Annotated in this window: 21 protein-coding genes and 2 tRNA genes; 12 read left to right on the top strand and 11 right to left on the bottom strand. The window is 67.4% G+C overall.

Going from position 1 to position 22044, the window contains the following annotated elements:
• The first annotated feature begins 9 nt into the window (after positions 1–9).
• From BKE09_RS13245 to BKE09_RS13215, 7 genes are all read left to right on the top strand, one after another.
• The gene (locus tag BKE09_RS13245; protein ID WP_014038720.1) at positions 10–3132 is read left to right on the top strand and encodes an efflux RND transporter permease subunit; all 3123 of its coding nucleotides are present in this window, start codon (positions 10–12) and stop codon (positions 3130–3132) included.
• Between the two features lie 139 nt (positions 3133–3271).
• The gene (gene yccS / locus BKE09_RS13240; protein WP_075676010.1) at positions 3272–5449 is read left to right on the top strand and encodes a YccS family putative transporter; all 2178 of its coding nucleotides are present in this window, start codon (positions 3272–3274) and stop codon (positions 5447–5449) included.
• A 142-nt stretch (positions 5450–5591) separates the two neighbouring features.
• Positions 5592–6386 (top strand): SDR family oxidoreductase, encoded by a 795-nt coding sequence (locus tag BKE09_RS13235; RefSeq protein WP_075676727.1) that lies wholly within the window; start codon positions 5592–5594, stop codon positions 6384–6386.
• 156 nt (positions 6387–6542) lie between these two features.
• Positions 6543–8432 carry an MFS transporter gene (locus tag BKE09_RS13230; RefSeq protein WP_075676009.1) on the top strand — a complete coding sequence of 630 codons (1890 nt, stop codon included), beginning with the start codon at positions 6543–6545 and terminating at the stop codon, positions 8430–8432.
• A 181-nt stretch (positions 8433–8613) separates the two neighbouring features.
• The gene (locus tag BKE09_RS13225) at positions 8614–8901 is read left to right on the top strand and encodes a CD225/dispanin family protein (protein ID WP_005419784.1); all 288 of its coding nucleotides are present in this window, start codon (positions 8614–8616) and stop codon (positions 8899–8901) included.
• Between the two features lie 34 nt (positions 8902–8935).
• The gene (locus BKE09_RS13220; RefSeq protein WP_014648653.1) at positions 8936–9214 is read left to right on the top strand and encodes a CD225/dispanin family protein; all 279 of its coding nucleotides are present in this window, start codon (positions 8936–8938) and stop codon (positions 9212–9214) included.
• Between the two features lie 44 nt (positions 9215–9258).
• Positions 9259–9684 carry a DUF2752 domain-containing protein gene (locus tag BKE09_RS13215; RefSeq protein ID WP_075676008.1) on the top strand — a complete coding sequence of 142 codons (426 nt, stop codon included), beginning with the start codon at positions 9259–9261 and terminating at the stop codon, positions 9682–9684.
• 662 nt (positions 9685–10346) lie between these two features.
• Here the strand turns inward: BKE09_RS13215 and ampE are convergent.
• The 5 genes from ampE to BKE09_RS13190 all read right to left on the bottom strand — a co-directional run bounded on the left by ampE (position 10347) and on the right by BKE09_RS13190 (position 14027).
• Complete coding sequence (gene ampE, locus BKE09_RS13210; RefSeq protein ID WP_075676007.1) at positions 10347–11234, bottom strand: regulatory signaling modulator protein AmpE; 888 nt, start codon at positions 11232–11234, stop codon at positions 10347–10349.
• A 134-nt stretch (positions 11235–11368) separates the two neighbouring features.
• Positions 11369–12274 carry an NAD(+) diphosphatase gene (nudC, locus tag BKE09_RS13205; RefSeq protein WP_075676006.1) on the bottom strand — a complete coding sequence of 302 codons (906 nt, stop codon included), beginning with the start codon at positions 12272–12274 and terminating at the stop codon, positions 11369–11371.
• A gap of 116 nt (positions 12275–12390) precedes the next feature.
• Entirely contained in the window at positions 12391–12783 is a 393-nt protein-coding gene (gene erpA / locus BKE09_RS13200; protein WP_005419789.1) for an iron-sulfur cluster insertion protein ErpA, read from the bottom strand.
• A gap of 31 nt (positions 12784–12814) precedes the next feature.
• Positions 12815–13279 carry a polymer-forming cytoskeletal protein gene (locus tag BKE09_RS13195; RefSeq protein ID WP_014038728.1) on the bottom strand — a complete coding sequence of 155 codons (465 nt, stop codon included), beginning with the start codon at positions 13277–13279 and terminating at the stop codon, positions 12815–12817.
• Between the two features lie 4 nt (positions 13280–13283).
• Entirely contained in the window at positions 13284–14027 is a 744-nt protein-coding gene (locus BKE09_RS13190; protein ID WP_075676005.1) for a DUF6776 family protein, read from the bottom strand.
• 179 nt (positions 14028–14206) lie between these two features.
• On the opposite strand from BKE09_RS13190, the gene BKE09_RS13185 reads away from it, so the two are divergent.
• Genes BKE09_RS13185 through BKE09_RS13175 form a run of 3 tightly spaced genes read left to right on the top strand, consistent with a single transcriptional unit; the run spans position 14207 to position 18979 of the window.
• Positions 14207–14824: a DUF4126 domain-containing protein gene (locus tag BKE09_RS13185; RefSeq protein WP_075676004.1), complete on the top strand. Its 618-nt coding sequence runs from the start codon at positions 14207–14209 to the stop codon at positions 14822–14824.
• Positions 14825–14868: 44 nt separating this feature from the next.
• Positions 14869–16758, top strand: a complete 1890-nt coding sequence (locus BKE09_RS13180; RefSeq protein WP_075676003.1) for an EAL domain-containing protein — start codon at positions 14869–14871, stop codon at positions 16756–16758.
• Position 16759: 1 nt separating this feature from the next.
• Positions 16760–18979: an ATP-binding protein gene (locus BKE09_RS13175; protein ID WP_075676002.1), complete on the top strand. Its 2220-nt coding sequence runs from the start codon at positions 16760–16762 to the stop codon at positions 18977–18979.
• A 1-nt stretch (position 18980) separates the two neighbouring features.
• On the opposite strand, the gene bfr is transcribed toward BKE09_RS13175, so the two are convergent.
• The 3 genes from bfr to BKE09_RS13160 all read right to left on the bottom strand — a co-directional run bounded on the left by bfr (position 18981) and on the right by BKE09_RS13160 (position 20532).
• Positions 18981–19451 carry a bacterioferritin gene (gene bfr, locus BKE09_RS13170; RefSeq protein WP_005419804.1) on the bottom strand — a complete coding sequence of 157 codons (471 nt, stop codon included), beginning with the start codon at positions 19449–19451 and terminating at the stop codon, positions 18981–18983.
• Positions 19452–19593: 142 nt separating this feature from the next.
• Positions 19594–19803, bottom strand: a complete 210-nt coding sequence (locus tag BKE09_RS13165; RefSeq protein WP_005411309.1) for a bacterioferritin-associated ferredoxin — start codon at positions 19801–19803, stop codon at positions 19594–19596.
• 108 nt (positions 19804–19911) lie between these two features.
• On the bottom strand, positions 19912–20532 hold the full coding sequence (locus BKE09_RS13160) for an RNA pyrophosphohydrolase (RefSeq protein WP_005411310.1): 621 nt from the start codon (positions 20530–20532) through the stop codon (positions 19912–19914).
• Between the two features lie 120 nt (positions 20533–20652).
• Here BKE09_RS13160 and BKE09_RS13155 point away from each other — a divergent pair.
• A tRNA-Met gene (locus BKE09_RS13155) sits at positions 20653–20729 on the top strand.
• Between the two features lie 55 nt (positions 20730–20784).
• Positions 20785–20859 (top strand) — tRNA-Gln (locus BKE09_RS13150).
• Positions 20860–20912: 53 nt separating this feature from the next.
• Here BKE09_RS13150 and BKE09_RS23335 read toward each other — a convergent pair.
• The 3 genes from BKE09_RS23335 to rplM are packed head-to-tail and all read right to left on the bottom strand — an operon-like array spanning position 20913 to position 22006.
• Positions 20913–21143, bottom strand: a complete 231-nt coding sequence (locus tag BKE09_RS23335; RefSeq protein WP_139319653.1) for a hypothetical protein — start codon at positions 21141–21143, stop codon at positions 20913–20915.
• A 39-nt stretch (positions 21144–21182) separates the two neighbouring features.
• Positions 21183–21575, bottom strand: a complete 393-nt coding sequence (gene rpsI / locus BKE09_RS13145; RefSeq protein WP_005411311.1) for a 30S ribosomal protein S9 — start codon at positions 21573–21575, stop codon at positions 21183–21185.
• A gap of 2 nt (positions 21576–21577) precedes the next feature.
• On the bottom strand, positions 21578–22006 hold the full coding sequence (rplM, locus tag BKE09_RS13140; protein WP_005414692.1) for a 50S ribosomal protein L13: 429 nt from the start codon (positions 22004–22006) through the stop codon (positions 21578–21580).
• Positions 22007–22044: the final 38 nt, after the last annotated feature.

Genomic DNA, 22044 nt, shown 5'->3' with positions numbered 1-22044 from the left:
GGCCGCACGATGAACCTGTCCGGCCCCTTCATCCGCCGCCCGATCGGCACCGCGCTGCTGGCCATCGGCCTGTTCATGGTCGGCCTGATCTGCTACCTGCGGCTGGGCGTGTCGGCATTGCCGAACATCGAGATCCCGGTGATCTTCGTGCATGCCAGCCAGTCCGGCGCCGACGCGGCGACCATGGCCTCCACGGTCACCGCGCCGCTGGAACGCCATCTCGGCCAGCTGCCGGGCATCGACCGCATGCGCTCGTCGAGCTCGGAAGGCAGCTCGCTGGTGTTCATGATCTTCCAGAGCGGCCACAACATCGATTCGGCGGCACTGGACGTACAGACCGCGATCAACTCGGCACAGGCCGACCTGCCCTCGGGCATGGGCTCGCCGATGTACCAGAAGGCGAACCCGAACGACGACCCGGTGATCGCCATCGCGTTGACCTCGCAGACGCAGTCGGCCGACGAGCTGTACAACGTCGCCGATTCGCTGCTGGCGCAGCGCATCCGCCAGATCAGCGGCGTTGCTTCGGTCGACATCGCTGGCGCTTCGACGCCGGCGGTGCGCGTGGACGTCAACCTGCGCCTGATGAACGCGCTGGGCCTGACCGCCGATGACCTGCGCAACGCCGTGCGCGCGGCCAACGTGACCTCGCCCACCGGCTTCCTCAGCGATGGCAACACCACCACTGCGATCATCGCCAACGACTCGGTCGCGCGTGCCGCCGACTTCGCCGACCTGGTGGTCAAGACCCAGGGCGACGGCCGGGTGATCCGCCTGAAGGACATCGCCAACGTCTACGACGGCCAGCAGGATGCCTACCAGGCCGCGTGGTTCGACCACAAACCAGCGGTGGTGATGTACGTGTTCACCCGTGCCGGCGCCAACATCGTGGAGACCGTGGACCGGGTCAAGGCACAGATCCCGACCCTGCGCGACTACCTGCAGCCGGGCACCACGATGACGCCGTACTTCGACCGTACGCCGACCATCCGTTCGTCGCTGCATGAAGTGCAGATCACCCTGCTGATCAGCCTGGCGATGGTGGTGCTGACCATGGCGCTGTTCCTGCGCCGGCTGGCACCGACGCTGATCGCCGCGGTGACCGTGCCGCTGTCGCTGGCCGGCGCCGCGCTGGTGATGTACGTGATGGGCTTCACCCTGAACAACCTGAGCCTGCTGGCGCTGGTGATCGCGATCGGCTTCGTGGTCGACGATGCGATCGTGGTGATCGAGAACATCATGCGCCACCTCGACGAGGGCATGCCGCGCATGCAGGCGGCGCTGACCGGTGCCCGCGAGATCGGCTTCACCATCGTCTCGATCACTGCCTCGCTGGTGGCGGTGTTCATCCCGCTGCTGTTCGCCAGCGGCATGATGGGCGCGTTCTTCCGCGAGTTCACCGTCACCCTGGTCGCGGCCATCGTGGTCTCGATGATCGTCTCGCTGACCCTGACCCCGGCGCTGTGCAGCCGCTTCCTCAGTGCGCACGACCACAGCGCGCCACCGTCGCGCTTCGGTCGCTGGCTGGATGCAGGCCACGAGCGCATGCTGCGCATCTACACCGTGTTCCTCGACTTCTCGCTGCGCCACGCGCTGTTGATGTCGCTGACCCCGTTGATCCTGATCGGCGTCACCGTGTTCCTGTTCGGGGCGGTGAAGAAGGGTGCGTTCCCGCCGCAGGACACCGGCCTGATCTGGGGCCGCGCCAACTCCAGCGCCACGGTGTCCTTCGAGGACATGGTCGCCCGCCAGCGCCGCATCACCGACATGCTGATGGCCGACCCGGCCGTGAAGACCGTGGGTGTGCGCCTGGGCAGCGGCCGCCAGGGCTCCAGCGCACAGTTCAACATCGAGCTGAAGTCGCGCAGCGACGGCCGCCGCGAAACCACCGCACATGCGTTGGCGCGACTCAGTGCCAAGGCTGATCGCTACCCGGACCTGCAGCTGCGCCTGCGCGCGATCCAGGACCTGCCCAGCAACGATGGCGGCGGTTCCAGCCAGGGCGCGCAGTACCGCATTTCCCTGCAGGGCAACGACCTGGCCGCACTGCAGGAATGGCTGCCCAAGCTGCAGGCGGAACTGAAGAAGAACCCGAAGCTGCGCGATGTCGGCACCGACGTGGACAATGCCGGGCTGCGCCAGAACATCCAGATCGACCGCGCCAAGGCCGCGCGCCTGGGCATCACCGTGGGTGCCATCGATGGCGCGCTGTACGGTGCGTTCGGCCAGCGCCAGATCTCCACCATCTATTCGGACATCAACCAGTACAGCGTGGTGGTCAATGCACTGCCCTCGCAGACCGCCACCCCGGCGGCGCTGGATGAGGTGTACGTGCGTGCGCGCAACGGCGACATGGTACCGATCACCGCGGTGGCCACGCAGATGCCCGGCCTGGCGCCGTCGCAGATCACCCACGAAAACCAGTACACGACGATGGACCTCAGCTACAACCTGGCTCCGAACGTGAGCATGGGTGAGGCCAAGGCGATCATCGATGCCACCGTTGCCGGCATGCGCATGCCCGGCGACATCCGCCTGGCCGACGATGCGGGCTTCGGCTTCAATTCCGACCCCAGCGACATGCTGATCCTGGTGCTGGCCGCGATCCTGACCGTGTACCTGGTGCTGGGCATGCTCTACGAGAGCCTGATCCACCCGGTCACCATCCTGTCCACGCTGCCGGCGGCGGGCGTCGGTGCGCTGCTGGCATTGTTCGGCACCAACACCGAGCTGTCGGTGATCTCGATGATCGCGCTGGTACTGCTGATCGGCATCGTCAAGAAGAACGCGATCATGATGATCGACTTCGCGCTGGTGGCGCAGCGCGAGCATGGGCTGGCACCGCGCGACGCTGCGCGCGAGGCCAGCATCGTGCGCTTCCGCCCGATCATGATGACCACGATGGTGGCCATCCTGGCGGCGGTGCCGCTGGCGATCGGCCTGGGTGAAGGGTCCGAACTGCGCCGACCGCTGGGCATCGCGATGATCGGCGGCCTGCTGTTCTCGCAGAGCCTGACCCTGCTCAGCACGCCGGCGCTGTACGTGATCTTCTCGTGCCTGGCCGAACGCTGGCGGGCACGCCGCGCACGCAGGCGCGAGGCGAAGCTGCTCAAGCGCGCGCAGCGGGCCTAGCTCGGTAGAGCCGGCCGCTGGCCGGCTTCCTCCGTACAACGAATCTGCCGGCCAGCGGCCGGCACTACCGTGGTGGTCCGCCCTCCATATTTCACGCGCGCCCCGCAATAATGGTGGCAGATCCTTCCACCGAGCCTGCATGCCCGCCCGACAATCCCGCCTCAGCCGCCTCTGGGCCCACGAGAAGGCCAGCTACGGCCTGCGCGTGTTCATCGCGCTGGCCACGGCCGTTGCCGTGTGCTGGCAGTTCGATGCGCTGACCGCCCTGCCCGGTGTGTTCCTGGGCATCATCGCCAGCGCCATCGCTGAGACCGACGACAACTGGTGGGGCCGGACCAAGGCCGTGGCGCTGTCGCTGCTGTGCTTCTGCATTGCTGCGGCCTCGGTGATCTGGCTGTTCCCGTGGCCGTGGATCTTCATCGGCGCGCTGGCGCTGTCCACCTTCGGCCTGACCCTGCTCGGTGCGCTCGGCGAGCGCTATGCGTCCATTGCCCAGGCCACGGTGACCCTGGCGATCTACACCATGATCGGCCTGGAACAGCACGGTGCCAGCGACCTGCACAGCGCGCTGGAAGCGGTCAGCCACCTGCTGGCCGGCGCAGTCTGGTACGGCCTGCTGTCGATCCTGTGGACCGCGCTGTTCGCCAACCGGCCGGTACGTGAGCGCGTGGCACGGCTCTACCAGGAACTGGGCCGCTACCTGCAGCTGAAGGCCGCGCTGTTCGAACCGGTGCGCGAAGCCGACCTGCAACGTCGCCAGCTCGACCTGGCCGAACAGAACCGCCGCGTGGTCGGTGCACTGAACGAAGCCAAGACCGCGATCCTGGCCCGCTTCGGCCGCTCCGGACGCCCCGGCGTGAACTCCGGCCTTTACCTGCGCCTGTACTACATGGCGCAGGATTTCCACGAGCGTGCCAGTTCCTCGCACTACCCGTATGGCGCGCTGGTGGACGCGTTCTTCCACAGCGATGTGCTGTACCGCTGCCAGCGCCTGCTCGACCTGCAGGGCCAGGCCTGTGCCCGCCTGGGCGAAGCGATCCGCCTGCGCCGTCCGTTCGTATACGGCGAAAGCAACCAGCAGGCCGGACGCGACCTGGCCGATGCGCTGGCCTACCTGCGCGACCAGCAGCGGCCGCAATGGCAGCGCCTGCTGGGCTCGTTGGACCTGCTGGTGCACAACCTGCGCAGCATCGAACGGCGCCTGCTGGATGCCGAGCGCTCCGAAGCCAGCCTGGACAACGTCGATACCCGCCTGCGCGACAGCAACCCCCACACCCTGCGCGAGATGGGCGTGCGCATCCGCCAGCAGCTCACGCCCGGCTCGGTGCTGTTCCGGCATGGCCTGCGCATGGCGCTGGCGCTGATCGCCGGCTTTGCAGCGATCCGCCTGTTCAATGCGCAGAACGGTTCGTGGGTGCTGCTGACCATCGTGTTCGTGTGCCGGCCCAACTTCGGCGCCACCCGCCAGCGCCTTGCCCAGCGTATTGTCGGCACCTTGGCCGGCCTGGTACTGACCTGGGCACTGCTGCAGCTGTTCCCGCAGCTGCACGTGCAGCTGCTGATCGCCCTGCTCTCTGCGCTGCTGTTCTTCTTCACCCGCACCGACCGCTACCTGGTGGCGTCGGCGGCGATCACGGTAATGGCACTGACCTGCTTCAACCTGATCGGCGATGGCTTCGTGCTGATCGTGCCGCGCATGGTCGATACGGTGCTGGGCTGCGCGATCGCAGCGGCGGCCGCGTTCCTGATCCTGCCTGACTGGCAGGGTCGGCAGCTGCATCTCGTCCTGGCACGCGTGCTGGACACTGCCGCTCGCTACCTGGATTCGGTGCTGGGCCAGTACCGCAGCGGCATGCGCGACGACCTGGCCTACCGCATCGCCCGCCGCGACATGCACAACGCCGATGCCGCGCTATCCACCGCACTGTCGAACATGCTGCGTGAACCCGGCCATGTGCGCCGCAATCTGGATGCCGGCTTCCACTTCCTGGCGCTGTCCAACACGCTGCTCGGCCATCTGTCGGCGCTGGGCGCGCATCGCGACCAGGTGGACAGCTATGCTGGCGACCCACTGGCATTGGCAGCCGGTGAGCGCGTGCGCAAGGCACTGCAGCAGCTGGCCTCGGCCCTGACCGCGCGGCAGCCGGTCGCGGAAGATGACAACGACGCCGACCGCGCGGTGGCGGCCGAGCTGGAGCAGATCGACGAGGCAATGCCGCCGAAACTGCAGCTGATCCGCACGCAGATGGCGCTGGTGCTGCGCCTGCTGCCGAAGGTGCGGGCAGCGGCCAATGAAGCGGTAACCAGCCTGACCTGATCCCTCACCGCTGAATCAGGCACGCCATCCGCGCATGGCGTGGATCCGCTGCGCCGTGTGCAACGGCGCGTTGCATCCAGCGCTGCAGTTCGATCACGCGACCACGCGGATACTGGGCAATCCCCCGCTCCGGATCATCGCCATGAAAATCGAACTCAGCGGCCGCACCGCGCTGGTGACCGCCTCCACCGCCGGCATCGGCCTGGCCATCGCCCAGGGCCTGGCCACCGCAGGCGCACGCGTCGTCCTCAATGGCCGCAGCACCGACAGTGTCGAGCGCGCCCGCCAGCACCTGCTCGCCGCTGTGCCGCGAGCCGACGTGCTCGGCGTCGCCGCCGACCTCTCTGATGCGGCCGGTGTCGAAACACTGTTGGCCGGCCTACCCAAGGTCGACATCCTGGTCAACAACGCCGGCATCTTCGGCCCACAGGACTTCTTCGAGACCGATGACGCGACCTGGGAGCGCTACTGGCAGACCAATGTGATGTCCGGCGTGCGCCTGTCGCGTGCGCTGCTGCCGGCGATGGTCGATGCCGGCTGGGGCCGCGTGCTGTTCATTTCCTCCGAATCGGCGCGCAACATCCCGGCCGACATGATCCATTACGGGGTCAGCAAGACCGCGCAGCTGTCGTTGTCGCGCGGCCTGGCCAAGCGCGTGGCCGGCAGTGGCGTCACCGTCAACGCGGTGCTGCCCGGCCCGACCCTGTCCGATGGTTTCGCGGCGATGTTCGAGGATGAACGTCAGCGCAGCGGCAAGCCGCTGGAGCAGATCGGCCGTGAGTTCGTGATGGCGCACCGGCCTTCCTCGGTGATCCAGCGGACTGCCACGGTCGAAGAAGTGGCCAACATGGTGGTGTACCTGGCCTCGCCGCAGGCCTCGGCAACCTCGGGTGCTGCGCTGCGCGTGGATGGCGGCGTGGTCGACGATATCGTCTGAGGCCGGCGACAGGTGTGCGGACCAACGGTCCGCACCCACCTCGGTCCGCACCCACCGGGGTGGGGCTTTGGTAGATCCACGCCATGCGTGGATGCTTCTCACCACAGTCCCGGTACATGGGCAGGAATGCTAGGCTGCGCCGGTCAAGGAGGTTCCATGTCCGGTCACAACCAGTTCGCCCTGCTGCGCCAGCGCCGTTTCCTGCCGTTCTTCGTGGTCCAGGCGCTCGGTGCGTTCAACGACAACGTGTACCGGCAGGCGATCATCAGCATGTTGCTGTTCATGGCCGTGCCGGAGGAAGAACTGGGGCTGTATGCCACGTTGGCACCGGCCATCTTCATCCTGCCGTACTTCCTGTTCTCGGCGCTGGCCGGGCAGATCGCCGACAAACTGGAAAAATCGCGGCTGATCGTGATCACCACCACCATGGAGATCGTGATCATGTCGCTGGCGGCCACCGGCTTCCTCACCCAGAGCCTGCCGGTGCTGCTGGTCGCACTGTTCTGTACCGGCATGCAGTCAACCCTGTTCGGGCCGGTGAAGTATTCGGTGCTGCCGTCGGTGCTCAGGCCCGAAGAGCTGACCGGTGGCAATGGCCTGGTCGAGATGGGCACCTCGATGTCGATCCTCTCCGGCATGATCGTCGGCGGCCTGGTGTTCACCGTGGCCGGCAGCCACGGCACGGTGGTGGCGGCGTGCGCGATCATCGCCCTGGCGATCTGCGGCAACATCGCCGCCCGCCTGATTCCCAAGGTCGATGCCGGCGACCCGAACCTGAAGATCAACTGGAACCCGTTGCCGGAATCGCTGGCGGTACTGCGCATGGCGCGCCAGCAGAAAGCCGTACGCAACTCGATCCTGGGCGTGTCCTGGTTCTGGTTCGTCGGCACCGTGCTGACCTCGCAGTTGCCGGCCTACGCGGTGACCAACCTCGGCGGTGAGCCGACCCTGTACATCTTCGCGCTGGCCCTGTTCTCGGTCGGCACCGGCGTCGGCTCGCTGCTGTGCGAGAAGCTGTCGGCCCGTACGGTGGAAATCGGCCTGGTACCGCTGGGCGCGTTCGGCATGACCGCATTCCTGCTCGACCTGTACTTTGCCCGCAGCGGCGAAGCGACGGTGCACGGGCTGACCATCGGGCCGTTCCTGCAGCAGCCGGGCAGCATCCGCATCGTCATCGACCTGATCGGCATCGGCCTGTTCACCGGCATCTTCGTGGTGCCGCTGTTCGCGCTGATCCAGAGCCGCACCCCGAAGGCGCAGATGTCGCGCGTGTTCGCCGCACTGAACATCCAGAACTCGGGCTTCATCGTCGCTGCCGCGCTGCTGTCGCTGGCCGCACACAAGCTGCTGCACTGGACCATTCCGCAGCAGTTCCTGGCGCTGGCCATCGCCAACGCACTGGTGGCGATCTACATCTTCACCATCGTCCCCGAATTCCTGATGCGCTTCCTCAGCTGGCTGATGGTGCGCACCCTGTACCGGCTGCGCCCGCATGGCATCGAGGCCAACGTACCGGACGAAGGCGCCGCACTGCTGGTCTGCAACCACGTCAGCTACATGGACGCGCTGATCCTGTCGGCGACCATCCCGCGCCCGGTGCGCTTCGTCATGTATTACAAGATCTTCAACATCCCGGTGATGCGCTGGATCTTCCGGACCGCCAAGGCCATCCCGATTGCCGGGGCGCGCGAAGACCCAGCGCTGATGCAGCGGGCGTTCGATGAGATCGACGCCGCGCTGGCCGAAGGCGAACTGGTCTGCATCTTCCCCGAGGGCGCCCTGACCCGCGACGGGCAGATGGCGCCGTTCAAGTCCGGCGTCGAGAAGATCCTCGAGCGGCGGCCGGTGCCGGTGGTGCCGATGGCGCTGCGCGGCATGTGGTCGAGCATGTGGAGCCGCCGCGACAGCCGCCTCGGCCGCATGCGCGTACCGCGCCGGTTCCGCGCGACGGTCGAGGTCGTGGCAGCGCCGGCCGTGGATGGCCACACCACCAGCGCCCCGGTGCTGGAGGCCCAGGTGCGGGCCCTGCGTGGTGATCACGCCTGACAGAACCGGCCCGTCCGGCGGGCCGGGTGACCTCTCCACATACGCCAGCGTCCAGTGGCGAACACGGCATGCCGTGGCTGTAAACGCATACATGCAACGCGGGTTAAGGTAGATTACGCACCCACAGGGGGGAGGTTCGGCCGTTTCAACATGGCCGGCCACCAAGGAATGGAGTCTCGCTTTGAATCAACCGCCACCGCTCAGCCGTCCGGTCTACATCCCCAACCATCTGGTCTGGGCGATCCTGACGACGCTGTTCTGCTGCCTGCCGTTGGGCGTGGTGTCGATCGTCTATGCCTCCCAGGTCGATGGCCGTCGCGCGGCCGGCGACCTGCCGGGGGCCTACAGCGCGTCGCGCAAGGCGGGCTGGTGGGCGGTGGCTTCGGCCGTGGCCCTGCCGGTCCTGTTGCTGTTGTGGTTCGGGCTGTTCGGCGGCTTGGCCGTACTGGGCGCTCTTTCCGACCAATGATTCACCACCACCACCCATCAAGGAGCTTGAACCCATGAACACCGCCACTCCGCAGGTCCCGAACAATCTGGTCTGGGCCATCCTGAGCACCCTGTTCTGCTGCCTGCCGGCCGGCATCGTGTCGATCGTCTACGCCGCCCAGGTCAACGGCAAGCTGGCCGCTGGCGACATCGCCGGTGCCCAGGACTCCGCCGCCAAGGCCAAGAAGTGGGCCATCTGGTCGGCCATCGCCGCCGTCGTGGTCGGCGTGCTGTACGGCATCCTGATTGTCGCTGTCGGCGGCATGGGTGCAATGAACAACAGCGGCTACTGATCCGCGTGGACGGATCCGGCGCCCGCGCCGGATCCGTTGCTGCAATGTCCGCACTTCCCGCCCGCTCCCGATTCGCCCGCTGGGCGCCGCTGCTGGCCGCCACCGGCCTCGCCGCCGGTGCCGCGGTGGTGCTGCGCAACGTCAATCCGTATGTCGCCGGCAATCCCTTGCCGAGCTGCCCGCTGTACGCGCTGACCGGCCTGTACTGCCCGGGCTGCGGCAGCACCCGCTGCCTGTATTCGCTGGTCCATTTCGACCTGCCCGGCGCGATGGCGATGAATCCGCTGCTGGTCATCAGCCTGCCCTTCCTGCTGCTGATGCTGCTGAACGCCGCCGGCATCCGTCCGCGCGTGCTCGACCCGCTGATGCGGGTACTGGCCAATCCCACGTTCTGGCTCTGGGTGCTGCCCGGGTACGCGCTGCTGCGCAACCTGCCGTGGGCACCGTTCACCGCACTGGCACCGATCTAGGTTTCCAGCCAACGGCGCAGCCCCTCGTGGTGGGCGGCGTTTGAAGGCAGAAGCCTTGGGGTTGGCCGGGCGGGATGGGGTTGCGGGGGACGCCGTGAATCCGTCCGTGGAGGCTTGGCCGCGGCATCCATGCCGCGGACACCCCCGCAAGCCCATCCCGCCCGGCCACGGACAGTTTCCGTGTACGTCCACCACGGAAAAGAAAGAGAAGATCAAAAGCGAAAGCGGATCGCTTCGCTCTGCATCCACGCATGGCGTGGATCTACCGTGTCGACCAAGGTCGACACCTACCAACAGCCGCCGGAATCTGTCGGGGGTGGGGCGGTGTGGGGCTGCAGGACCGTTGGCGCCATGGGCCCGAGGCATGCCTCGGGCGGGTTGGGCAGGACGCCCAACCCCGGTCTTGCCGTGTGCGCAGGACAGCGCACACGAGCAAGGCGCCATCGAGCCCCCAGGGGTGAGGGCGCTTTGCTTGCGAAGCACTGCTTCGCAAGCGCCCGAACGCCCAGCCGCCAGCGGCTGGGCCGGACCGCGGAGCGGGGTTTACGGCGTGTCCTGCAGCCCCACACCGCCCCGCCCAACCCTCAGCAACCCAGAGCCGCTTTGGCTTTGGCTTTGGCTTTGGCCTTTGCAGGTGCAGGGCTGCAAGCCCTGCAAAGCAACTACGTCACCCAGCCTGCAATCACCAGCAGGGCGAGGATCGCCAGCCACAGCAGCAGCATCCGCCACACCAGGCTCATCGCATCACGCAGGTCCGGCAGCCGCTGCCACACCGGCAACAGCCCCGCCTCGGTGTAATCGTGCGCGTCCTCGCGCAGCTCGGCGTTGACGCTGGCCCGCGCCACCGCGCCGAGGAAACCGATGTTGCCCGCCAGGCGTTCGCCATGCGCTTGGCGCCAGGCCTTCCACGCCGTATCGAAGTTGCCCACCAGCGCCATCGAAAACGCCATCAGCTGTGCCACGGGCCACTCGATCCAGCCCAGCAGGCGCTGCGCCAGCGCCAGCGGCTCCACCGGCACGCGGGCGCGCATCGGGCTCTCCGCCATCAGCGCCAGCAGCCGGTAACCCAGTGCACCGGCCGGGCCCAGCAGCAGGAACCAGAACAGCACCGCGAACCAGCGACGCAGCGCATTGAGCACGGTCGCCTCGACCAGCGACGGCACGTCCTCGCGCAGGCTGCCACCGGCCGCCTGCAGGTTGCGCACGGCGGCCTGCCGCGTCGCAGCGTCGTCCGCGTCGATGATCGCTTCGATATCACGGTCCAGGTCGCGCGGCCCCCAGCACCAGGCCAGCACCGCCACGCCCAGCAGCAGCGACGGCAGGCCGAACAGCACCCCGCGCAGCAGCCACGCCAGCAGCGCCATCAGCAACAACGGTGGCAACAGCGCCAGCGCCACGCCTGTCGCGCCCTGCCAGGCCTTGCCGCCATGCGCGTCCAGCCAGCCCAGCCACCGCCGGAAGCCGTCGAAACGGCGCAGCGAGGCGGCAGCGGCCGGGGCAACATGGCCCAGGGCCAGTGCCACCAGCACGGCGGCCAGAGTGGTGAACATGGCAGGTCTCCCTACGAAACAGAACGCTCGGCGCCGCTACCTTACCTGTCGCAGCGGCGCCCTCCGCGATGACTCGCACTGTAACCCGGGCCGTGTTCAGGTGGCGGCAATACAGGCGCCGCAGCCGGCCGGGCTCAGCCCTTGTGCTGGCGGTACCAGTGTTCGATCAGGCCCCGCGAAATCGAGATCGGCGGCGACAGGCGGATGCCCTGGCCATCGTCCTCGACATCACGTGCCAACGCAGCGCCCACCTCTTCGGCACTGAACCAGCGCGCATCCTCCAGCTCGCCATCCACGGTCGGCAGGTCATCCTGCGCCTGTGCACGGAAGCCGACCATCAGCGCGCCGGGGAACGGCCACGGCTGCGAACCGAGGTACTGGCAGGCGGTCACCCGCACTTTGCTCTCCTCATGGACTTCGCGCACCACGGTCTGCTCGAAGGTCTCGCCCGGTTCGACGAAGCCGGCCAGCACCGAGTAGCGACGCGGTGCCCAGTTCGACTGCCGGCCCAGCAGCAACCGGCCCTGGTTCTCCACGGCCACGATCACGGCGGGGTCGACACGCGGGTAGTGCTCGGTGGCGCACTGCCCGCAGCGGCCGACGAAGCCACCACGGGCAAACGCCACGGCGCCGCCGCACACGCCGCAGAAGCGGGTGCGCGAGTGCCAGTAGGACATGCCGCGGGCATAGCTGAAAGCGGTCGCATCGGCCATCGACCACAGCAGTGCGGCCTGGCGCAGATCAAGCCGGCGTGGTGCGCTGATAGTGACGTTGGCAGCTTCAACCGAGAACCACGCCTGCTCCCCGCGCAGGCCAAGGAAGATCGCGGCACCCGGGCCGCCGCCGATGTCGGCGCCGGTCAGCGCCAGCGGCTGATCGTCATCGCCGGTGAAGGCGCTGCCGTCCTGATCGAGCACGAGAATGCGCGCACCCGGCCACAGGCGCGCCAGTGCATCGGCATCTTCGCGCAGGGCATCGGCGCGCTCCAGCGGTTCGCCAACGAAGGCGAAACCGGAAAGCGGCGAAGGAGTATTGGGCATCCGGCAAGCGTGCCGCCAATCGATGCGGGTGGCAAGGTCGGCGCTGTGCGCAGTTTGCCCGTGTGCTCCACGGGCGAGGTTGCCGGCACCGCGCATCCACGCATGGCGTGGATCTACTACATGCTGAAGCTGCTGCCGCAGCCGCAGGTGGTCTTCGCGTTCGGGTTGCGGATCACGAACTGGGCACCGGTCAGGCTCTCGGTGTAGTCCACCTCGGCGCCCATCAGGTACTGCAGGCTCAGCGGGTCGACCAGCAGGGTCACCCCGCTGGTCTGTACCGCCAGGTCGTCCTCGGCACGGTTCTCGTCGAACTCGAACCCGTACTGGAAGCCCGAACAGCCGCCTCCCTCGATGTACACGCGCAGGGCCAGGTCGGGGTTGCCCTCTTCCTGGATCAGGGATTTGACCTTGGCGGCCGCCGACTCGGTGAAGTTCAGCGGGCGCTCCAGCGACTGGTAATCGGGCGCGGCAACCGGGGTGGCGCCGGGCAGGGAGACTAGCGTGCTCATGGTGTCAGCATGGGGGTGCCGACGATGGCTTTCAAGCCATCGCCTCGGCCAGCTTGCGGCGTGCGGCGGTGTCGCCCTTGCCATCATTGGCGTCGTCGCCTTCCGGCGCCGGCAGGGCCGCCATCGGCGCGCTGGCATGGATCAGGCGGCCGTTCAGCTGGGCACCCGCATTCATCTCCACCACCTGGTAGTGGACGTTGCCATTGACCCGTGCGCTCGGGGTCAGCTCGACCTTCTCGGTGGCGTGCACGTCGCCGTCCAGGCGGCCACTGATGACCACCACCTGGGCGCGGATCTCACCCTCGATCACGCCATGCTCGGCGACCGTCAGGGTCGCGCCACTGGCGCCTTCGGCGGCAATCACCTTGCCGTGGATGCGGCCTTCCACATACAGGCCCCCACTGAATTCCACATCACCGCGGATCACCACCTGGTTGCCGATCAGGGCATCCACCACCAGCTGGCCTTCACGGTTGGATTTGCTGCTTCCGAACATCTGCCTACTCCCCTTTGCTGGCCGGCGCGCCGGCCTGTTTCCAGTCGAATACCTGGGTGGTACCCCCCGTACCACTCCCCAATGTCACCCGCACGCGTTGCGGGGTGAAGTCAGCCGGCAGCATCACGCTGCCGGTGATCTGCTGGAAGTACCGGAACGAGTAATCCTGTCCCGGTACCTTGCTGCGCTGGTGCAGATCATCCCAGCTGATCGTGGCCAGCTTGCCGTTCTTCACGCCTTCCACGGTGAAGCGCATCTGCCCCTGGCTGATGGCACCGCGGTTGAGGTTCTGGGTCAGCACGGCGGTGTACTGCCAGGTGCCGGCCGCTTCCGGGCTGAACTCGATCGAGTGGGTGTTCAGGCCCTTGCGCTGGCTGGTCGAACCGACCAGGCGCTCATAGAAGGCGACGTCGGCGCGCAGGCCGGCGATTTCCTCATCGCGCTCGGCCAGCGAGGATTGCACCTCGGTGTTGGCGGCGCGGCTGATGCGGTCGGAGGCTTCCAGCGTGGCCTGCTTCTGGCGCAGTTCGGTCAGCTGCGCCTGCAGCGTCCCGGCACGCTTCTCGGCGGCCTGCAGGCGCTGGCCCTGGGCATCACGCGGCGTGGCCATCCAGCAGCCGCCGAGCACCGCCAGCACCAGGCTGAGCAGCCAGATGCCGCCGATCACCAGCAGGCGGCGGCGGTCGGCAGGCGGTCGCGGCGCGCCGGGCAGGCGGACCTGCACGCGCATGGGAGGACGGTTGGTCATGGGTGGTTTCCGGGGTATCGCGAGGGCGACACCGTTACGGCCCCTGTGGCAAACGACGGGCTAGTGTATGACAGGACGGGTGGGTTTCCTGCGCAGTCGCCGGCCACGGTCTGTGGCGTTCAGGCACGCCATCGTCGATAGTGTGGCCCCCTGCACAGTTCCGTCGCCGGAGCACCGCCATGACCGAAGCCCACCTGTTCGTGATCGGCATCCTGCTGGCCTGGCTGGCCGGCATCCGCGTCTACCTCACCGTGTTCGGCGTCGGCCTGGCCGGCCTGCTCGGCTGGGTCGACCTGCCGCCCGCCCTGCAGGCCACTGAATCATGGTGGGTGCTGGGCACATCGGCGGCGCTGGCCGTCGCCGAGTTCTTCGCCGACAAGATCCCCGGCGTGGACTCGGTCTGGGACCTGGTGCAGACCCTCGCGCGCGTACCCGCCGGCGCATTCCTCGCGGCGGCCACGCTGTCGCCGGATGGCCAGCTGGGCACCGGTGCGCTCGCCGCCGGTGCCGGCGTCGCCCTCGCCAGCCATGGCCTGAAGGCCGGTACCCGCGCCCTGCTCAACACCTCGCCGGAACCGGCCAGCAACTGGGTCGCCTCCGCCGCCGAAGACACCGTGGTGATCGGCGGACTGGCGCTGGCCCTGGCGCATCCGTGGATAGCGCTGGCGGTGGTGCTGGCCTGCAGCCTGGCGGGCGCACTGCTGGTGTGGCTGGTCTGGCGCGCACTGTGGAAGGGCGTGCGCTGGCTGGCACGCGGTGCATCGGCACCACCGCCGGGGCACGCCGGTACCGGTTGAGCGCCGGGCTTGTCGCATAATGGACGCGAACACCAGGAGCACCGATGGCCGCAAACGAATCCCCCGCGGGCGCCCGCCCGGGACGCGCTGAAACCCCTCCGGCCGATCATTGGCAGCGCTGGGCGCCCGAGGCGGCAAACCCCGCTGTGGCCGCACCGACGGTTGCAACCCCGCGGCCCATCGCGACCGATGCCCCGGCGCCGGTCAACAGCGCACCGCCGCCGCTGCCCGGCCCGATCGCACTGGCCGAAGCCGGCAACAACGATCTGGCCCCACCGCCATCGGACTCGCCCTACCGCGTGCTGATCGTTGAAGACGATCGCGCGCAGGCGCTGTTCGCGCAGAGCGTGCTGCACGGCGCCGGCATGCAGGCGATCGTGCACAGCGATGCCGATGCCGCGCTGCAGGCGATCAAGGAGCACCGCCCCGACCTGATCCTGATGGACCTGCACCTGCCCGGGCTGGACGGCATGCGCCTGACCGCGCTGATCCGCCAGCAGCCTGGCCTGCAGCTGCTGCCGATCGTGTTCCTCAGCGGCGATCCAGATCCGGAACGGCAGTTCGAGGTGCTCGACAGCGGCGCCGACGACTACCTGAGCAAGCCGATCCGGCCCCGCCACCTGATCGCAGCGGTGGCCAACCGCATCCGCCGCGCACGTGCCCAGGCCGCGACCCTGCCGGGCGCCACCGGCGCACCGGCCACCAGCAATCCGGAAACCGGCCTGCCGACGCGCCATCACGTGCTGCAGCAGCTCAACACCGCACTCGCCCACCGCGATCAGGGCGGCGTGTTCTTCATCGAAGTGGCCAGTGCGCTGGGCCTGCGCGAACGCTATGGCTACGCCGCATTTGAACGGCTGATGGTGCAGGCCGGGCAGCGTCTGGCCGAAGCCGGCCATCCGCACCTGCTGGCTCGCCTGAACGACAACAGCTTCCTGCTGCTGGCCCGCAACGCCGACGAGGACGCCCTCGAAGGCATCGCCGCCACCCTGCGCGAGCAGCTGTCGGCACGCGCCTTCGTGATCCGCGACGACGAATCCGTGCACCTGCGCGGCGTAGTCGGCTATGCGCCGCTGTCGCCGGGTTTCGAGGATGCCAACAGTGCGCTGGAAGCGGTTGAGCGCACCACCCTGCAGGCACGCCTGCTCAGCGCCGGCGTGGCGGGCCACGTGCATCGCCAGGCGGTCACCGAACAGGAACACCTGGCGCTGCTGGAAGGCCAGCTGGAACTGGCCTACCAGCCGATCGTCGCCGTGGCAGGTGGCAACACCGCGCAATACCAGCTGCTGCTGCGCCTGCGCCAGGCCGATGGCACGGTGCTGGCAGCCGGCCAGGTGATCCCTGCCGCGGAAGCAGCGGGCCGCATTGCCGACCTCGACCAGCAGGTGATGGACCACGCACTGGGCCTGCTGGATCTGTACCGGCACGCGACGCAGCCGCTGAACCTGTTCGTCTCGCAGTCGCTGCGTACCCTGCAGCGCGATGCCTTCGCCGACTGGCTGCTGGAATCACTGCAGCAGCGTGACTTGCCCGGCAGTGCGCTGGTGATCGACGTGCGCCTGCCCGACGCACTGATCCACACCGTGCCGCTGCAGCAGTTCTGCCAGCGCATGGCCAGTGCCGGGGTGCGCTTCTGCCTGAGCCAGTTCGAACCCAGCGGCGAGGCCGATGCACTGCTGACCCAGCTGCCGCTGTCGTTCGTGCGCATGGCGGCGCGCTTCTCCAGCAGCCATTCCAATCCGGCCACGCGCGAGGAACTGCGCAAGGCGATCGAACAGGCCCATGCCGCCGGGCTGCAGATCATCGGCCAGCAGATCGAGGATCCGCAGGCTGCAGCCGCGATGTGGGTCGGCGGCGTCGACTACATCCAGGGCAACATGGTGCAGTCGGCCGGCAGCGACCTGAACTTCGACTTCCACAACGCGGTGCTCTGACGTGCCGCTGTGGGGCGTGCTGCTGGTTGCCCTTGCTGCGGCCGCCATCGCGCTGCTGTTGGGCCTGCGCCTGCGCGCGCGCAACCATGCGCTGGCCCAGCTGCAGCGCACGCACAATGCGCTGGCCGCCGAACGCGACCAGCTTCGCCATACCACCGAACGCCAGGGCCAGCTGGAACAACAGCTGCTGCAGGCCAAGCAGGCCGCCGAGGCGGCCGTGCTGGCCAAGGGCGAGTTCCTGGCCACGATGAGCCACGAGATCCGCACCCCGCTCAACGGCATCCTGCCGATGCTGGAGCTGATCGCGCGCGGACCGCTGGGCGAAGACCAGCGGCAGATGCTGGCCACCGCCTCGGCCAGTTCGCAGCAGCTGTTGCGCATCGTCGACGACATCCTCGACTACTCCCGGCTGGAAGCGCAGGCACTTGAGCTGGAGATCACCAGCTTCAACCTGCGCGACCTGCTCGACGGCGTGGTGCAGCTGATGCAGCGGGCCGCCGACGCCAAGGGCCTGGCCCTGGGCCTGCAACTGGATCCATCGGTGCGCCTGCCGGTGCGCGGCGACCCGGTGCGCCTGCGCCAGGTGCTGAGCAACCTGCTGGCCAACGCCATCAAGTTCACCGCCCGCGGCCAGGTGCAGCTGCGCGTGCTGCGCCTGGGCGAAGGTGCCGCGCAGCACCAGCTGCGCTTCGAGATCATCGATACCGGCATCGGCATCGACGACGCGCTGCAGGCACGCCTGTTCCAGTCCTTCAGCCAGGCCGACGCATCCACCACCCGCCTCTATGGCGGCACCGGCCTGGGCCTGGCCATCTGCAAGCGCATCATCGACCTGATGCACGGGCACATCGGCGTGCAGTCCACGCCGGGCCAGGGCGCGACCTTCTGGTTCGAGATCCCGCTGCTGAAGGTCCCTGGCGACCTGCCGGCGATGGCGCGCGCGCCGGCACCACTGCTGCTGTTCAGTGCCGACGCAACGCTGCAGGCACGTATCGAGCGCATCGCCGCCCACCATGGGCTGCAGGTGCAGGTGCTGGCGCAGCTGGATGCCGTGGTCGAGCGCCTGCGCGCTCCCGCGCGGCCCGGGCAACCGGCACCGGCATGGTTGCTGGTCGATGCCCGCGCACGCCGCAACGGTGAAGCCACGCTGCAGCTGGCGCTGAATGATCGCGGTGACGACGATGCACTGCAGGTGCTGTGGCTGCAGGAGGGCGCACTTCCGCAACGCCCGCGCCAGCGCCAGCTGCCCCCGCACTTCGACGATGCGGCCCTGCATGCACTGCTGGCTGCACCGGTTGTCCCCGCCCGCCCCGCTGCGCTGCTGGCCAGCGCGGACAACGAGCAACCGGCTGCCACGCTGCCGCCGTTGCATCTGCGTGTGCTGCTGGTGGAGGACAATACGGTCAACCGGATGGTGGCCGAACAGCTGCTGCGCGTGTTCCAGTGCGAAGTGCGCAACGCCGCCGATGGCGAGCAGGCACTGGCCGCGCTCCGCGAAGGCGACGTGGACATCGTGCTGATGGATTGCCAGATGCCGGTGCTGGACGGCTATGCCGCCACGCGCCGCTGGCGCGCCGAAGAAGCAGAGAACGGGCGCGCGCGGCTGCCGATCATCGCAATGACCGCCAACGCCATGGCCGGTGACCGCGAGCGCTGCCTGCAGGCGGGCATGGACGATTACCTGTCCAAGCCGATCGCGCGCGCCGCGTTGCATGCGCTGTTGCAGCGTTGGGTGCAGCGATCGCGCGATGTCGCAGCATCACGCTTGCTCGATGGCGACACACCCGTGGCCCGTCGGGTCCTGCCAGCCGAGCATGGCTCGGCTCTACCAGGCGATGACAGCCGGGTCGGCGCGATGCCGAAACCGGTGCTCGACCGCGACGTGCTGGATGAACTGCACGCCGTGATCGGCGACGCTGCCACCCAGATCGTCATGGTCTTTCTTGAAGATGCGCCGGTGATGGTGCAGCAGTTGCAGCTGGCAGCGCAGAACGGCGATGAGCCACGCTTGCAGGCCACTGCGCACAGCCTGAAGTCATCGAGTGCGAACGTGGGCGCGTTGTCGCTGTCGGCGATCGCGCAGCGGATCGAGCATGAAGCCCGCAGCGGCAGCCTGCAGCGCCCCGCCGTGGCAGTGGCGCTGCTGGTTGCGGAATTCGCCCGCGCGCGCGTGGCGCTGACGGGCTACCTGGCACAGCATCGCGCCGACCAGGCCGGCTGACTCACTCTTCCAGCTTGCTCAGCAGGTACTTCGGCTCGCCGATGCGCTCGATCAGGTCCAGCTGGGTTTCCAGCCAGTCGATGTGCTCTTCTTCCGAGTCGAGGATCTTCACGAACAGCTGGCGGCTGACGTAGTCGCCAACCGAGTCGGAATAGGCCACGGCCTCGCGCAGGGTGACCACGCCATCGCGTTCCAGCGACAGGTCGCACTGCAGGATCTCGGTCGGGTTCTCGCCGATGCGCAGCTTGCCCAGCGCCTGGAAGTTCGGCAGGCCTTCAAGGAACAGGATGCGGTCGGCGAGCATGTCGGCATGCTTCATCTCGTCGATCGATTCCTTGTACTCGTGTTCGGCCAGTTCCTTGATGCCCCAGTTCTTCAGCATCTTGGCGTGCAGGAAGTACTGGTTGATCGCGGTCAGCTCGTTGTAGAGGACCTTGTTGAGGAATTCGATGACCTTGGTGTCGCCCTTCATGGGGGTGCTCCTGCACGCTGAAAACGCAGGCACTTTAGCGCCTTGCGTGCGGTCGTGAAGGAACGCGAATCGTGCGCATTGGCCTGCGCGGCCGCACGTGAAGAATGCGAAAGCGCGGCGTCAACGCGCCGCGAAAAGACGATCAGGCGACCTGGGCCAGGCCCAATACCGGCAGCGGCAGATCGTGGGTCGCACGTGCCTTGGCCAGCAGGTCGCCGGCCATGTCCAGGCAGGAACCGCAGGTGGCACCACAACCGGTACGCATGGTCAGTTCGGCCACCGTGCTGACGCCATGGCTGGCGGCTTCGCGGATCTGGTGGTCGGTGACTCCGTTGCAGATGCAGACGTACACAGGCGGGAACCGGGCTGACAGGCCAGAAGTGGCCTGTTGGCTATTCCAATGGAAACGAGAATGGTTGTCAATCAGAGACCTGAACCATTCTCGATACCGTTCAGCCGGTCAGCTGGCCGGGCCGTCGCCCGTGGCCTTCTTCGGCCAGTAGCCCCGGGTCCGCGGGCGCTTGCGCGGGCGGTCGTGCCCGGCCGTGTGGCCCGGCATCCAGGCCTCGGCGGCGCTCTTGGGCATGGCGGTGACGCCCTGCCCGGCCACGCCGCGCGCCAGTGGCGCCAGATGTCGCAGGGCACGCGCATAGACGCCGCGTTTGAACATCACCACGTGCTCTACCGGGTACCAGAAGTCCACCCAGCGCCAGTGGTCGAACTCGGGCGAGTCGGTGTGGTCCAGCTTCACGTGGGATTCGTCGCCGGTCAGGCGCAGCAGGAACCAGACCTGCTTCTGGCCGATGCAGACCTGCCGCTCGTTGCGGCGGATGGCCCGCGCCGGCAGCTTGTAGCGCAGCCAGCCGGGTGTCGCCCCGAGCACTTCCACATGCTCAGGCAGCAGGCCGGTCTCTTCCTGCAGTTCACGATACATGGCCTCGACAGGCGTCTCGTCGGTGTTCATGCCACCCTGCGGGAACTGCCAGCCGTCCCGGCGCACGCGTCGTGCCCAGAACACCTGACCATCCTGCCGCATCAGCACGATGCCGACGTTCGGTCGATAGCCGTCCGGATCGATCACGATGCGGACTCCTAAAAAATCTACTGGTCGGGACTATCCCATGCCCTCTGTCGGCCCACAAGCACGACACAAAAGTGTTGACAGGGGCGATACACATCCGCAGAATAGCGGGCTCACCAAGGCTATGTAGCTCAGCCGGTTAGAGCACAGCACTCATAATGCTGGGGTCGGTGGTTCGAGTCCACCCATAGCCACCACACTGAAAATCAAGTTGTTTTTCAGTGTGAAAAGTGAGAAAATAGTTGCACGTTTTGCCCCGTCGCCAAGCGGTAAGGCACCTGACTCTGACTCAGGCATTCGGTGGTTCGAATCCATCCGGGGCAGCCAAATTAAAAGCAAAAGGCCAGATCGAAAGATCTGGCCTTTTGCTTTTAATTTGCTCACGCATTCCACCTGATCCCCGCGCCTGTCGGCGCGCCCCCTTGAACATCAAGGGGGCTCTCCTCCAGAGAGAGGTCCGGGGTCGGATCCTTTTCCAAAGGAAAAGGCTCTGACCCCACCCCTTCCGAGACGCGAAACCACGGGTAGTGCCGGCCACTGGCCGGCAACCAGGAAATCCACAGCCCCAGAACGACAAAAGCCCGGCCGAAGCCGGGCTTTTGCTTTTCCATCCAGCGGGCTCCCGAAGGAGCCCAACCAGGCGCGGTGAATCAGCGCTTGGAGAACTGGGTGGCGCGGCGGGCCTTGTGCAGACCGACCTTCTTACGCTCGACTTCACGGGCGTCACGGGTCATGAAGCCAGCCTTGCGCAGCTCGGACTTCAGGGTTTCGTCGTACTCGACCAGAGCACGGGCGATGCCCAGACGGATCGCACCGGCCTGGCCGGTGGTGCCGCCGCCAGCGGCGGTGACCAGGATGTCGAAGCTCTCGGTGTTCTTGGTCAGCTCGAGCGGCTGGCGCACGATCATGCGCGCGGTCTCACGACCGAAGAACTCGTCCAGCGGACGACCATTGACGGTGATGTTGCCCGAACCCTTGCGCAGGAACACGCGAGCGGTGGAGGACTTGCGGCGGCCAGTGCCGTAGTTTTGAGTGATAGCCATGATTAGATATCCAGAACCTGCGGCTGCTGTGCGGCGTGCGGATGCTCAGTGCCGGCGTAGACCTTGAGCTTGCGGTACATCTGGCGACCCAGCGGGCCCTTCGGCAGCATGCCCTTGACGGCGATCTCGATCACGCGCTCCGGGTGGCGCTCCAGCGCCTGGGCCAGGGACTCGGTCTTCAGGTTGCCGATGTAGCCGGTGAAACGGTGATACATCTTGTCCTGCAGCTTCTTGCCGGTGACGGCAATCTTTTCTGCATTGATGACGACCAGGTAGTCGCCGGTATCAACGTGGGGGGTGTAGACCGGCTTGTGCTTGCCGCGCAGACGGCGGGCCAGCTCGGTGGCGAGACGGCCCAGGGTCTTGCCCTCGGCGTCGACGAGGTACCAGTCGCGCTGGACGGTCTCGTTCTTGGCAGTGAAAGTGCTCATGAAGAACTCTAGGTTAGGTCGGGCTCATTGCGGCGAAC

The sequence above is a fragment of the Stenotrophomonas sp. TD3 genome (assembly GCF_001939825.1).
In the GTDB taxonomy this organism is placed as follows: Bacteria; Pseudomonadota; Gammaproteobacteria; order Xanthomonadales; family Xanthomonadaceae; genus Stenotrophomonas.
This window is presented reverse-complemented; position numbering and strand designations above follow the sequence as displayed.